Raw genomic sequence first — 13590 nt, 5'->3', positions numbered from 1 at the left:
CTGAAAAGGTCGGTCGGAGCGCGGCGTGGGGAAAGGGCAGCGGGTTCAGGACGTCAGGGCGCGCCGGCGGTCGGCGCGCCTGAGAGCATCAGTCGCTCTCGTTGGCCATAGCCTCTTCCTGAACATTGTCGGGGAAGAACTCGAAGGCCAGCGCGTCGTCCTTGACGCCGACCTGGGCTTCGCCGCCTTCCTGGAGCGCCCCGAAGAGGATCTCTTCGGCCAGGGGCTGTTTGATATGCTCCTGGATGACGCGGGCCAGGGGGCGGGCGCCGAGTTTTTCGTCGTAGCCGCGGCTGGCCAGCCAGGCGCGGGCGTCGTCGTCGAGGGTCACGCGCACGTTGCGGTCGCTGAGCTGGAACTCCAGCTCGTCGACGAACTTGTCGACCACGCGCATGATCACGCTCTGCGGCAGGGGCTTGAAGACGATGACCCCGTCGAGGCGGTTGCGGAACTCGGGTGAGAAGGTCTTTTCGAGCGCCTTATTGCCGCGCGAAAGATCCATACGCTGGTTAAAGCCCACCACGTTCTGGGCCATCTCGTGGGCGCCGGCGTTGGAGGTCATGATCAGGATCACATTCCTGAAATCGGCCTCTCGCCCATTATTGTCGGTGAGTTTGGCGTTATCCATCACCTGCAAGAGCACGTTGAAGATGTCGGGGTGCGCTTTTTCGATCTCATCGAGCAGGAGCACCGCGTGGGGCGTCTTGCGGATGGCCTCGGTGAGCAGGCCGCCCTGGTCGTAGCCGACGTAGCCGGGAGGCGCGCCGATGAGGCGGCTCACAGCGTGGCGTTCCATGTACTCGCTCATGTCGAAGCGAATAAAGCCGATGCCCAGGGCGGTGGCCAGCTGGCGCGCAACTTCGGTTTTACCCACGCCGGTGGGGCCGGCGAAGACGAAGTTGCCCACGGGTTTGTCGGGGCGGGTCAGGCCGGCACGGTTCATCTTGACGGCGGTGACCACCGCGTCGATGGCGTCGTCCTGACCGTAGACGGTCTCTTTGAGCGAGGCGCGCAGTTGGTGCAGGCGATCTTTCTCGCTGCCCTGAACCTTGAGCTGCGGGATGCGCGCGATCTTGGCGACGACATCTTCGATATGATCGGCGTCGATGGTGTTGGAGGCCAGCTCTGCGCGGTGGATGCGGTGGCGCGCACCGGCCTCATCGATCACGTCGATGGCCTTGTCGGGAAGCGCCCGCTCGGTGATGTGTTTGGCGGCCAGATCGGCAGCCATATCAATGGCCTCATCGGTGTAGACCACGTCGTGGAAGGCCTCGTAGTGGCGCTTGAGGCCGCGCAAGATCTCGCGGGTCTCCTCGATGGTGGGCTCAACGATGTCGATCTTCTGGAAGCGACGGGCCAGGGCGCGGTCGCGATCGAAGCTTTTTCGGAACTCCTCGTGGGTGGTCGAGCCGATGCAGCGCAGCGAGCCGTCGCCCAGCGCGGGCTTGAGGATGTTGGAGGCATCCATGGTGGAGCCGCTGGTGGCGCCGGCGCCGACGATGGTGTGGATCTCGTCGATAAAGAGGATGGCGTTTTTGCGCTTCTGCAGGGCTTTGATCACCGCCTTGAGGCGCTGCTCGAACTGGCCGCGGAACTTGGTGCCGGCCAGAAGCCCGCCCAGATCCAGCGACCAGATCTCGGCGTCTTCGAGCACCGAGGGCACCTGGCCGTGGGCAATGCGGCGGGCCAGTCCCTCGGCCACCGCGGTTTTGCCCACGCCGGGGTCGCCGACGAAGACCGGGTTGTTTTTGCGGCGCCGACACAGCACCTGAACGGTGCGCTCGATCTCGGAGTCGCGGCCGATGAGCGGATCGATGCGGCCCTTTTTGGCGCGCTCGACCAGGTTGGTGCAGTAGCTCTCCAGCGGGTTTTGCACCCCGTCGGTGTCTTCTTCCTCGTCGATGCGCGGGGAGGAGTCTTCCCAGTCGGGCTCGTCGTCGAAGGAGTCGCCACTGCGATCGTCTTCGTCCAGGCGGCTGACGCCGTGGCTGATGTAGGAGACGACATCGAGGCGGCTGACGTTCTGGTTCTCCAGAAAAAAGACCGCGTGGCTGTCCGGCTCACTGAAGAGGGCGACGAGGACGTTGCCGCCGTTGACCTCGGTCTGTCCGGAGGAGCGCACGTGCATGATGGCGCGTTGCATCACGCGCTGAAAGGCCACCGTCTGCACCGGCTCGGCGCTGATATCGGCGGGGAGGCGGTCGAGGTTCTCTTCGAGAAAGCCGTCGAGGTCGCGGGTGAGCCGGTCCACATCGGCGCCGACATGGCGCAGGATGCGGCGAGTGGTCTCGTCGTAACATAAGACGTAGAGCAGGTGCTCCAGGGTGAGATACTCGTGGCGGCGCTGCTTGGCCTCACGGACCGCCGCGAAGAGGGCGATTTCGAGATCTTTTTGAATCATGACCTAAGGCTCCGGCGAGAGGACCGCAAAGGGGTAGAGGGTGGTCTCAAGGCGCAGCACACTCCGCCTTATCTTTAGAGGGACGAGCAAAAACACAGCTACCACGGGTGATGCGAAAGGCTACTCCGGCTCCATGGTGACCATCAGCGGGTGGCCTTCGCGTCGGGCCATGGTGATGGTCATCTCCAGCTTGGTTTCGGCAACCTCCCGGGGGTAGATGCCGGCGACGCCGCTGCCGTGGTTATGCACGCGCAACATGATCTGGGCGCTCTCGGCGGGGCTTTTATGAAAGACCTGCTCTAAGATCTGAACGACAAACTCCATGGTGGTGTAATTGTCGTTATGAAAGATCACCTTGAAGAGCCGGGGTTTTTTGAGCCGGGTTTTCTTCTCGGTAACGACATCACTATCCCAATCGTGCTGACTCAATTGCCTACTCCCATGTATGCCAGGGTGTGCGCTGAGGGGCTTTCAGCCTGGCGAAAAAGCCACAGCGGCGAAAAAAGCGCATCAGGACACCTTCGGGTCAACGACACCGGCGTAGCGCGGCGCGCATCTGCGTGCGCGGGCGCGGACGCACCGGGGCAGATTCGATGGCTGGTTTCCTCCCCGATCCTGTCTTGCCGTTGGCGTCGCTGGCCCTTACTTACAAAGCTAAGCGCCGTTGCCACGACTGAAAGTCCGGAGCTTCCCCAAAGGCGCACCTACCCGGCTTTTTTAACCGAGCGGAGACATCGATTATGCCGCAAGACGCTGTGCTGCCCTTTGACGATCCTTTTGAGTGGTTCGACGCCTGGTATACGCAGGCCCGGGAAAGTTCGATGATCGAGCCCACCGCGCTGAGCCTGGCGACCGTTGACGCCGACGGGCAGCCTTCGGTGCGCATTGTGTTGCTCAAGGGGGCCGACCGCAAGGGCTTTGTCTTTTACACCAACCTGCAGAGCCGCAAGGGGCGCGCGCTTCACGCTGAGCAGCGCTGCGCGCTGACCTTTTTCTGGCCGGAGCTCGGGCGTCAGGTCCGCGTGGAGGGGCGCGCCGAGCCGGTCGATGAGGCGGCGGCCGACGCCTATTTTTCCAGCCGCCCCCGCCAGAGCCAGCTGGGGGCGTGGGCCTCGCAGCAGAGCCAGAGCCTGGGCTCGCGCGCCGAGCTCGAAGCCGCACTCCAGGAGGTCAGCGCGCGCTATGAGGGCCAGCCGGTGCCGCGCCCCCCGCATTGGTCGGGGATGTGCGTGGTGCCCACGCGCATCGAGTTCTGGCAGGCCGGTGAGGCGCGCCTTCACGATCGCTGGGAGTTTGTGCGCGAGAGCCCCGAGGCGTCATTTAAGTGCCGCCGGCTCTTTCCCTGAAGAGGATCCGATGGCGTTGATCCCAGGCGTTGACCCGGACACAGGGGGGCGTTAGGTTTGGCGCGTTCTTCACAACGACGCCGCCGACCGCGCGCCGGCTTTTCAAGGCCGGGTTACCGCCGAACTGGTGAGTGCGCTCAACTTCAACGACCCAGGCTGCCCGGAGGGCAACGATGAGTCAGAATCAATCGCAGGGAAGTTATATGAAAGAGGCCGTCTCGCTTCTGGGCGCGACGGTGCCGCTCTTAGGTCTGAACGCTGCGGTGTACGCGGGGTTCTTCCTGGTGGCGGTGATCTGGTTTGCGATCTGGGGGGCAATCGCCTTCTTTGTCTCGAAGTTGGTGCCGATCGCGGGCGTGATCTGCATCCTTTTTGCGATGGGCGCCGGCGGGTTCGCCTGGCGGATGGCGCGGCGCTACCTGCTCTACATGGTCAAAGGCGCGCATATCGCGGCGATGACCGAGGTGATGCTGGGGCGCGAGGTTCCCAAAGGTCCCGGCCAGATCCAGTATGCGCGCGACATTGTCACCAAATACTTTAAAGATGTCTCGGTGCTCTTCGGGCTCGACGCGTTGATCAACGGCACGGTTAAAGCGTTTACCAACACTTTTGTGCGCATCATCAACTTCATTCCGCTGCCCGGCGACTTCCGCAAGTTGATTCGCGTCGTGCAGGGGATCATCAACCGCTCGCTCTCCTATGTGGATGAGGCGATCTTGAGCTACGCGATCGCGCAGCGCGAGGAGAACGTCTGGAACAGCGCGCGCCACGGCATCGTGCTCTACGGGCAGAGCTATAAGCCGATCCTCTTTACGACGCTGAAGGCGTGGGTGCTGGGCAAGGTCTTCGGGGTGATCTTCTTTGCGATGATCATCGTGCCCGGTCTGCTCATCTCCAGCTTGCTGGGGCCGGAGTGGGGCACGCTCGGTTTTATTATCGCGTTGGTGCTCGCTGCCGTGGGTGGACGCCTGCTGGAGCTTGCGTTTTATGAGCCCTTCGCGCTGGCGTACACGATCGTGACCTACCACCGCGAGATCGCCGGCAAGCAGCCCGATCCGGAGTGGGACCAGAAGCTGCAGAACGCCAGCGAGTCCTTCCGCAATCTCATCGGCAAGGCCAAAGAAGCCGGGCTTAAGGCCGGCGACCAGGTTGGGCTTCCCGCGCCGGCGCCGGCGACGGCCGCCACCGGTGTGCAGGAGGCGCCTAACCCGCAGGGCACCAACCCCCCGGGCGGCTCCGGCTGGTGAGGTCCCAGAGACCTTCGTGCTGTCTCAGCGCCGCCACGCCGCGCTGGTCTGTGCGGTTGGTTTTTCGCGGAGCGCACCATGGCTGTGAGCAAAGGGCGCGCGCGGAATGCGACGCGCCCTTTGCCCGTTGTTAGGCCGCTTCGAGTGGTGTAACCCAGAGCCATCTTCAAACACGGCGCCCGGCTGCTGGCCGGCGCCGAGATTCGCGCCCATCCCTACCCTTGCGCGCCTCGCCAGCTGCGGCGACGGCGCTCAGCCCAGGAGATTGTATGAAACCCCTTAAGCGCATCTTTGTGGTCGGCGGCGAGCTGACGACGTTTATCGGTAAAGGCCATCCGGACTTCGTGTGGAAGAAGCACCCGGACTTCGGCAAGCGCGAAAACCCCACCCTGGAGCAGTACCTGACTCAGGCGATCAACGGCGCGCTGGAGAAGACGGGCGTGGACGCCGAGGCCATCGATCGCGGCTTTGTCGGCAACTTCGCCGGCGAGCTCTTCAACTCCCAGGGTCACCTGGGTGCGATGGCCGTGCGCGCCAACGAAAAACTCGTGGGCAAGCCCTTTACCCGTCTTGAAGGCGCGTGCGCCTCCGGGGGCCTTGCGATCCTCTCGGCGATGGACGCGCTCCACGCCGGCAGCGATGTGGTCATGGCGGTGGGCGCCGAAGTGCAGACCACGGTCAGCGCCCGCGAAGGCGCCGGCTACCTCGCGCGCGCCTCGCACTGGGAGGAGGAGCGCTCCATCGATGAGTTCACCTTCCCGGCGATGTTCGCTCGCCGCGCCAAGCACTACAAAGAGGCGTTTGGGGTGACCGACGAAGACATCGCGCACGTCACGGTCAAGGCCTACGAGAACGCCAACAAGAACCCGAAAGCGCATATGTGCAAGGTGAGCTGGGATCTGGAGAGCGCCTCGAAGCCCGGCGACCGCAACCCGGCGTTTCTGGGCAATGAAGATCTCAAGCCCCACCTCAAAGTCTCGGACTGCTCGCAGGTCAGCGACGGCGGCGCCGCGGTGATCCTGGCGACCGAAGAAGGCCTCAAGAAGCTGGGCAAGAAGCCCGAAGACTGCATTGAGGTTTTGGCGTACTCGCAGGCGACCAGCCCGCTGGGTCAGGTCAAAGACTACACCGTGCTCGACAACACGAAGATGGCCGCCGACCAGGTCTACGCCGACGCCGGGATCACCCCGGAGCAGGTGCAGGTCGCCGAGGTCCACGACTGCTTCGCGGTCACCGAGCTCCTGATGTACGAGGCGCTGGGCTTTGCCGAGAAGGGCAGGGGCGCCGAGCTTGCGCGCGCCGGTGAGACGAGCCTCACGGGCAAGATTCCGGTGAACACCGGCGGCGGTCTGCTGGCCTTTGGCCACCCGGTGGGCGCCACCGGTGTGAAGCAGCTTCTGGAGATCTACCGTCAGATGAAGGGGCAGTGCGGCGACTATCAGCTCGCTGAGCGCCCGGAGATCGGCCTGACGGCGAACATGGGCGGCGATGACCGCACCACGGTGTGCATCGCGCTTAAAGATGTGCGCTGAGACGATGTTTTGATCCTCAGAGGATCGAAATCGTAGCAAAAAGCCCCGATGTCGCAGGACATCGGGGCTTTTTCAACTCTGGCGCAGATCTTTGCGGCGCGTTGAGCGAGGGTGCGCTCAGTGCTGGCGCGCGCGCCAGCCGGCGATCAGGCGCTCGGCGTGGGCGCGGGCGCCGGGGGTGTCGACGTCTTGCCAGAGGCGCGGGCCGATGTCCCAGAACCCAAAGGTGGAGGCGGCGTGCAGTGCGCGCACCGCGTCGGAGGTGGAGCAGTCGCCGCGGCGCTCGCGCGCCTCGATGAGGGCGTCGACAAAGCCCTCATCGCACCAGAAGAGGCCGGCGTCGACGGCGTCAAAGCGCTCAAGCTCTTTGCCGATGGCAAACGCTCCGGCGTCCATGGCCAGTTTGGTGGCGTCGGGCATGTCGAAGATCGTCTCGAGCTTGCGGTCGATCATCAGCGCGCCCTGCCAGCCTGAGGGACGCTCGGCGTCGAAGCGGCTCAGGTCTTCGAAGAGGGCGGGCTCAAAGAGGTGGTCGCTCATCGTGAGCCAGAAGGGGCCCTGGATGGAGGCGTCTCGGAGTGCGGCGGCGCCTGTGAGCACCGAGGAGCCGTTCTGCCCTTCGAAGTTCGGGTTGAACGCGCATTGCAGGCGCATACCTTCGGGCAACTCAACCGATTGCAGGGCGTCTTCCAGCCCCTGGTGGGCGTAGCCGGTGACGACGACCACGTGGGTTACGCCAAGCTGATGGAGCCCGGAGAGGTGATGATCGATCATGGGGCGGCCGCCGACCTCGGCCAGAAGCTTGTAGCCCTCCTCGGCGTTGAGGCGGCTTCCGAAGCCTGCAGCGAGGATGACGGCGGCGCGGGTGGTCTCGGGCATGGCGTACTCAACAGGCGTGGGGAATCGAGGGGCAGGGAATCGAAGCAGCAGGCGGATTTGTTTTGCCAGTCGCAGGCGTTACTATGATGAAGACGCACGATCAACCGAACACGCGATGATCAGGGATCAGACCATGGAAGATCAAACGAGCAAGCCGTCGCTCCTCGCTGAAGTCGGGTTGTGGTTCGCTGCCACCGTGATGATGGTCGGCGTGGCGGTCATGGGGTTGCATGTCTACACCGGCACTGAGATGCCCGCGCCGGCCAGGGATCTGGGTCATGCGATCGTCGCCTCGATGTTGACGTGGACCTGGGGAAGCTGGGCGGCACTGATCTGGAGCAAGCGGCGGGTGGCCCGCACCCTGATGGGACTGAGCGTAGTGCTTCCCGGGCTGGTGATGGCCGTGGCGGGCTTCTGGGCCTTCATCCATATGCCGGAGCTTATCAAGGTGTGGCGACCGGGGTGGCTGGTGGTCGGCGCGCACGGCGTCGGCGCGGCCATCTTCAGCGCGGTGATGCTGGGGCAGCCGGCGATGCGCGGGCGACGCGATGAGGCCCCCGACCGCGCGCTGCGCGCGCGTGAGCTGGCCGCCGGCTGGTTGCTCTACCCCCTTCTGACCTTCGGGGTGGGCGCGGCCATCGCGATGAGCGTGATGGGCTGGACCAGCCTGGGCACCATCTCGGAGACGTTGACCAGCCCTGCGCGCTGGATCGCTGCGGCGATGGCGCTGTCGGTCTATACCACGGTGATTCCCGCCTCGGCGGCCATCCTTTGCCGTCGTGTGGCCCGCGCGGTGCGCCCGAGCTGAAGGAAGAGCGGGGGGCTGCGGCGTGACGGGCAGAGTGATTGATGCTGGCGGGAAGTCATCGCGCCGCGTTATAGTACGCGTCTTGAGGGCTCGACGTGGGGCGAGTCGGCCGAGGGGATCACAACGACGTTCAGCGCGAGAAGTCAGAATATGACGCGGACCATTCAGCGAACGCCAGTATCATCACAGGGGGATGGTCGGGGGGGTGGGTTGGGACAGGAGCCCACCGACATCCAGCAAGACGCCGAGGGGCGCAGAGAGCCCTACAAAGTGCTCATCGTCGACGATGAGACGCACATCCTCAAAGCGGTGCAGCGCCTCTTTCTGGGGCAGGGCTACCACGTGCTCACCGCGCCCAGCGGCGCCGAAGCCGTGGAGATCTTTCGGGAGCACACCATCGCGGTGATCATCAGCGATCAGCGGATGCCCGGCTTAAGCGGTGCGGCGCTGCTTAACTATGTGCGCAAGAAGTCGCCGAACACCGTGCGCATTATGCTCACCGGCAACAACGATGTGGCCACGGCCATTGAGGCCATCAACCAGGGGGAGGTTTTTCGTTTCATCACCAAGCCCTGGGATCACGATGAGTTTTTGAAGATCGTGGGCCTGGCGATCGAGCACCACGAGCTGCTGATCTCGAAGGAGCGCTACGAGGAGCATATCCGCGCGCAGAACACCAAGTTGAGCGTGCTCAACGCCGAGCTCAGCGATCTCAACGAAGATCTGGAGCGTCGCGTTGAGGAGCGCACCCGCGAGGTGGTCAGCCGGCAGGAGGAGATCGAGCGCCTCTACCGCGAACTGCAGGGGAGCTTTGACGCCACCATCAAAGCGCTGGTTTCGATCATGGAGCTTGGCGAGGTGCACGTCATTGAGCATTGCCAGCGCACCGCCGAGCGGGTGCGGATGTTCTGTGAACTTCTGGAGCTTTCCGACGACGAGTGCAAAGAGATCGAGCGGGCCACGCTCTTGCACTGGATCGGGCTTATTAACGCGCCGCCCCGGGTCTTTGAGAAACCGGTGGAGGAGCTCGACGAGGAGGCCAAGGCCAGCTGGGAGTTTCATACGGTGCTCGGCCAGCAGGCGATTCACCATGTTCCGGCGCTGCGCGAGCCCGGGCGGATGATCCTGCATTACCTGCGCCGCCATGATGATCCTTCCTTTGGCGCCGACCAGGTCGATCCGGCCACCGGGCAGGTTTATGGCGAGGCGTTTGTGCGGGGATGTCAGATCCTGGGCATTTGCAGCACCTTTGAGCGGGTGCGCACCGGACTTCGCGGCAACGAGCGCACCGAGGTGGCCGGGGCGGTGGAGCGGGGGCTGAAGCTGCTCAAAGAGGGCGCGGCCAATGGTGCGTTTGACCCCACGCTGGTGAAGCGTTTTGGCGAGATGGTCGCCGGGGAGATGGCCACCACGCGCACCCGTGAGGTCGTGGTGGGCTTCAATGAACTGCGCCCGGGCATGGTGCTCGCTCGCCCCCTGGAGACGGCTCAGGGCATCCCGGTGGCGCCGCGCGACATGATCATCACCGATGAGCTCATCGCGCGCCTGGGGCGTTTTCAGGAGTCCAACGGGCTCAACGAGATCCGGGTCTGGGGTTGAGCGTCGAGGCGTTTGCGCGACGGGCCGGTGGAATGGGCCGGCGGGGGCGGTCGGTTGAGGCAGTGCGGGCCGCTCGGCTCGATGCCAGCTTACGAGGAGGACGCCCCCCGATGGATCTGACCTTTAAGATCGTGCGCCGTTTGCTGCGCGACGACGATGTGGCCTTTAGCCGCAACCGAAACTTCGAGGCCTATCAGGATCCCCGGGTCAAGCGCGCGCTGCGATTGTATCGGCATCTACGCAGCCTGGAGCGCGATCTTCTGCGGCTGGGGGAGCCCGACCAGGTGCGCCTGGAGGCTGTGGAGCGCGAGGGGGAGCAGGTGACGGTGCGCCTGGAGTTTCTGGAGCGACGGGGCAAGCGCGTCAGTTACCTGAGCGCCCAGGAGTGGGGGCTGCTCCTGGAAAGCGAGCGGGTCTGCGCTATACTATCGGACCTACTGGAGAAGGCCCCTGCGGCGGTGCGCCGCGCGTTGGGACGCGAGATTGAGACGCGCCCCGACGAGGAGGAGGCCGGTGATGCGACGAGGTGATGTGATGCGATGGCGTGCAGTGTGGATGGTGGCGGTGAGTCTGGCGTGGGTGTTGAGCGGTTGCGCAAGTGCACCCGGAGTGCCGGGGTCGGACCCGATGCCCCAGGGCCGTAGCTACTCGGGGCTGTGGTACTCCCAGCAGTTCGAACACATGTACCTGGAGCAGGTCGGCGACCGCGTCACCGGGGTCTACTCCTACGGCAGCGGCGGCACCATTGAGGGTGAGCTCAACGGCAACCGCCTGCTCTTTGACTGGGAAGAGCCGGGCGACCGCGACCAGGCTCGCGCGACGATGCGCGGCAAGGGCTACTTCCTGCTGGTGGACGACGGCCAGACCGTGCGTCTCGACGGGGAGTGGGGCTATGGCGAGGATCGCCGTGGCAAGGGGCCCTGGACCGCCGAGTACATCCGCGAGCTTGAGGCCGATGATCCGGCCACCGTGCAACATATTCGCCAGGTGCATTGATCTGGCAGCGCCATGAGGTGGGTCGATATCCGCCTCCTGGCGCGTGCACGCGTCGAAGAGAAAGACAAGCGCGTGACAGGCCCGAAGAGAGCCTTCAACAACTTCCAAAAGGCGATGCATGAGCGCAGGTTTGATGGGCAGGGTCAGCGGGCGACTGCTGGCAGGGATGATGGTGGCGATGGTCGGCTGTGCGGCCGCCCCGACGGCGAGTGAGCCTGCCACGGTGGTACTGACCGGCCCGGACGGCTCGGAGCGCCAGGAGGTCGTGAGCACGCTTAGCGCCGAGCTCGAGCGCTCGATGGAGCGGCTGCGCCTGGACGATTATGAGGGGCCCTACTTCCTCTCGTACCAGCTCAAAGACGATGAGTCGGTGACCATCGGCGGCAAGTTCGGCGCGCTGACCACCGACTCGCATAGCCGCCAGCGCTACGCGTATGTGGAGAGCCGGGTTGGCTCTTACGACTTTGATAACTTCGCCAACATCGACGCCGAGAGTTACCGGATGGCCAACTTTCGGGCCGATGTGGTGGTGCCGCTCGACGACGGCGACGCGCTGCGCGGCGCGCTGTGGTTGCTCACTGATGAGACCTACAAGAAGGCGTTGAGCGACTACCTGACCAAGCGCGGCGGCGCTGTCTACGAAGCGCAGGAAGAGGCGGAGGTCCCCAGCTTCTCGCGGGAGGAGGCGGTCAGCCACCGCGGTCCTTCGATGCCTCTGGAGCTTGATGAGGCCGCCTGGCGCGCGCAGGTTCGCCGCATCACCGGCGAGCTCAAAGCGCATACCTTTTTGCTGGACGCGTCGATGGAGGTCTCCGCGCAGCGTGTGGTGCGCTACCTGGTCAACAGCGAGGGCAGCGAGGTCGTTGATGAGCAGCGCCTCTACACCATTCAGGCGCAGGCTTACACGCGTGCTGATGATGGGATGTTGCTGGAGAACAGCCGCCTCTTCTACGCCCGCGATCTCGACGCATTGCCGAGCTGGGAGGTTGTGGAGGCCGCGGTCGACGAGATGATCGACGAGCTTCGTCAGCTGCGTGAGGCCGAGGTCATCGACCCTTATACCGGTCCGGCGATCCTCGCTCCGGAAGCCACCGGGGTGCTGTTTCACGAAGCCGTCGGCCATCGCCTGGAGGGCGAGCGTCAGCGCGATGAGCAGGAGGGCCGCACCTTCCAGGGGCGTGTGGGGAAGGTGGTTTTGCCGGAGTTCATCTCGGTCTACGACGACCCCCTCTTGGCGGAGATGGGAGATGTGCAGCTCAACGGCTATTACACTCACGATGATGAGGGCGTTCCGGCGCAGCGTGCCAACCTTATTGAAGAAGGCGTGCTTCGTGGCTTTTTGATGAGCCGCACGCCGATCGAAGGGGTGGACAGCTCCAACGGGCATGGCCGCGCCCAGGGCGTGAATGTGCCGCGAGCGCGCATGGCCAACCTGGTGGTGGAGGCCACTGAGGAAGCCCAGATGAGTTTTGAGGAGCTGCGCGAGCGCCTCCTTGATGAAGTTCGTCGCCAGGGCAAACCCTACGGTCTGTTGATTGAGGATATCACCGGGGGCTCGACCAATACGCTTGGCTACGGCTATCAGGCGTTTAAAGGTGTACCTCGTATGATCTATCGCATCGACGCCGAGACGGGTGAGCAGGAGCTTGTGCGCGGGGTGGAGCTTGTGGGCACACCGCTCTCGAGCATCAACAAGATCGTGGCCGCCTCCACCGAGACGGGGATCTTCAACGGCTACTGCGGCGCCGAGAGCGGGTATGTGCCGGTGTCGACGGTGGCGCCGGCGATTCTGACCACCGAGATCGAGCTGCAGCGCACCCAGCAGGCGCGCGAGCGTCGCCCGATCCTCTCGCCGCCCTGGGCGCCGTAAGTCCACCGAAGATGGGATAGGCGCGCGCGGGACTTTTTGCGATAAGACTGAGAACGACGTCGACACATTGCCAACACGAGGAGCCATCATGGAACGCGCAGCACAGGAGCAGGAGCTCGCCGGCCTTAAAATGGAAGGCGCGGGATTTATCTCGCATGAGGGACGCGCCTACAGCGAGGAGGAGAACGCGGTCTGGAAGCTCCTCTGTGAGCGTCGTATGGCGAAGCTCCCCGAGACCGCCTGTGAGGCGTGGCTCGAAGGGGTGGAGAAGTTGAAGATGCCGCTCGACCGGGTGCCGCTCTTCGACGAGCTCAACGCGAACCTGCGTCCGCTCACGCGCTGGGAGCTGCGGGCGGTCAACGGGTTTATCCCCGCCGAGATGTTTTTTGGGTCGATGGCCAAACGCCAGTTCCCCTCAACGCTGGAGATTCGTCCGATGGACCGGCTGGAGTACCTCCAGGAGCCGGATATCTTCCATGACGTCTTCGGGCATGTGCCGATGCACACCGACCCGGTCTTCGCGGACTTTGTGCAGGAGTACGGCCAGCTGGTGACCGAGCTCGACGACCGCGATAAGTTCGACGCGATGGCGCGGCTGTGGTGGTACACCGTGGAGTTCGGCCTGGTGGAGGAGGCCGGTCAGGTCAAGCTCTACGGCTCGGGGCTGATGTCCTCGTTCGGGGAGGCCGACAACGTCTTTGACGGGGGCCCGGAGATTCGCCCCTTTGATCTGGATGAGGTCATCTCGACGCCCTTCCGCATCGATATTTACCAGCCGATCTTCTGGGTCGCGGAAGGCTTTGATCAGCTGCGCGACTCGGTGCAGGAGCTTCGCCGCCGCTGGGCCGAAGAGCTGACGAACTGACGTCTGCGTGATCTGCAGCCGCGGTGCTGCGTTGAAGTTGTGGAAGC

General features: G+C 64.3%; 12 protein-coding genes. 9 read left to right on the top strand and 3 right to left on the bottom strand.

Annotation, left to right across the window (positions count from 1 at the left end; genetic code table 11):
* Nucleotides 1-88: 88 nt before the first annotated feature.
* Together clpA and FRC98_RS09980 are read right to left on the bottom strand one after the other, a co-directional pair.
* Nucleotides 89-2401 carry an ATP-dependent Clp protease ATP-binding subunit ClpA gene (clpA, locus tag FRC98_RS09985; protein ID WP_146981241.1) on the bottom strand — a complete coding sequence of 771 codons (2313 nt, stop codon included), beginning with the start codon at nucleotides 2399-2401 and terminating at the stop codon, nucleotides 89-91.
* A 120-nt stretch (nucleotides 2402-2521) separates the two neighbouring features.
* Nucleotides 2522-2830 (bottom strand): ATP-dependent Clp protease adaptor ClpS, encoded by a 309-nt coding sequence (locus FRC98_RS09980; protein ID WP_146981239.1) that lies wholly within the window; start codon nucleotides 2828-2830, stop codon nucleotides 2522-2524.
* 311 nt (nucleotides 2831-3141) lie between these two features.
* On the opposite strand from FRC98_RS09980, the gene pdxH reads away from it, so the two are divergent.
* The 3 genes from pdxH to FRC98_RS09965 all read left to right on the top strand — a co-directional run bounded on the left by pdxH (nucleotide 3142) and on the right by FRC98_RS09965 (nucleotide 6526).
* Nucleotides 3142-3747, top strand: coding sequence for a pyridoxamine 5'-phosphate oxidase (gene pdxH / locus FRC98_RS09975; protein ID WP_146981237.1), 606 nt, complete (start codon nucleotides 3142-3144; stop codon nucleotides 3745-3747).
* A 173-nt stretch (nucleotides 3748-3920) separates the two neighbouring features.
* On the top strand, nucleotides 3921-4994 hold the full coding sequence (locus FRC98_RS09970) for a hypothetical protein (protein ID WP_146981235.1): 1074 nt from the start codon (nucleotides 3921-3923) through the stop codon (nucleotides 4992-4994).
* A gap of 269 nt (nucleotides 4995-5263) precedes the next feature.
* Nucleotides 5264-6526: a thiolase C-terminal domain-containing protein gene (locus tag FRC98_RS09965; protein ID WP_146981234.1), complete on the top strand. Its 1263-nt coding sequence runs from the start codon at nucleotides 5264-5266 to the stop codon at nucleotides 6524-6526.
* A gap of 117 nt (nucleotides 6527-6643) precedes the next feature.
* On the opposite strand, the gene FRC98_RS09960 is transcribed toward FRC98_RS09965, so the two are convergent.
* Nucleotides 6644-7405: a phosphocholine cytidylyltransferase family protein gene (locus FRC98_RS09960; RefSeq protein WP_146981232.1), complete on the bottom strand. Its 762-nt coding sequence runs from the start codon at nucleotides 7403-7405 to the stop codon at nucleotides 6644-6646.
* A gap of 133 nt (nucleotides 7406-7538) precedes the next feature.
* Here FRC98_RS09960 and FRC98_RS09955 point away from each other — a divergent pair, with 133 nt between their 5' ends.
* From FRC98_RS09955 to FRC98_RS09930, 6 genes are all read left to right on the top strand, one after another.
* A complete protein-coding gene (locus FRC98_RS09955) occupies nucleotides 7539-8213 on the top strand; it encodes a hypothetical protein (protein WP_146981231.1) in 675 nt (224 codons plus the stop codon).
* Between the two features lie 210 nt (nucleotides 8214-8423).
* The gene (locus FRC98_RS09950; RefSeq protein WP_230467477.1) at nucleotides 8424-9812 is read left to right on the top strand and encodes a response regulator; all 1389 of its coding nucleotides are present in this window, start codon (nucleotides 8424-8426) and stop codon (nucleotides 9810-9812) included.
* Nucleotides 9813-9922: 110 nt separating this feature from the next.
* Nucleotides 9923-10342, top strand: coding sequence for a hypothetical protein (locus tag FRC98_RS09945; protein WP_146981227.1), 420 nt, complete (start codon nucleotides 9923-9925; stop codon nucleotides 10340-10342).
* On the top strand, nucleotides 10329-10808 hold the full coding sequence (locus FRC98_RS09940; protein ID WP_146981225.1) for a hypothetical protein: 480 nt from the start codon (nucleotides 10329-10331) through the stop codon (nucleotides 10806-10808). Before FRC98_RS09945 ends, FRC98_RS09940 begins: the two co-directional genes overlap by 14 nt.
* A gap of 118 nt (nucleotides 10809-10926) precedes the next feature.
* The gene (locus FRC98_RS09935; RefSeq protein WP_230467476.1) at nucleotides 10927-12678 is read left to right on the top strand and encodes a TldD/PmbA family protein; all 1752 of its coding nucleotides are present in this window, start codon (nucleotides 10927-10929) and stop codon (nucleotides 12676-12678) included.
* Nucleotides 12679-12766: 88 nt separating this feature from the next.
* A complete protein-coding gene (locus FRC98_RS09930; RefSeq protein ID WP_146981223.1) occupies nucleotides 12767-13543 on the top strand; it encodes a phenylalanine 4-monooxygenase in 777 nt (258 codons plus the stop codon).
* Nucleotides 13544-13590: the final 47 nt, after the last annotated feature.

It is taken from the genome of Lujinxingia vulgaris, assembly GCF_007997015.1.
Lineage (GTDB): Bacteria > Myxococcota_A > Bradymonadia > Bradymonadales > Bradymonadaceae > Lujinxingia > Lujinxingia vulgaris.
Note: the sequence above shows the minus strand (reverse complement) of the source record. Positions and strands in the feature narration are given on the sequence as shown.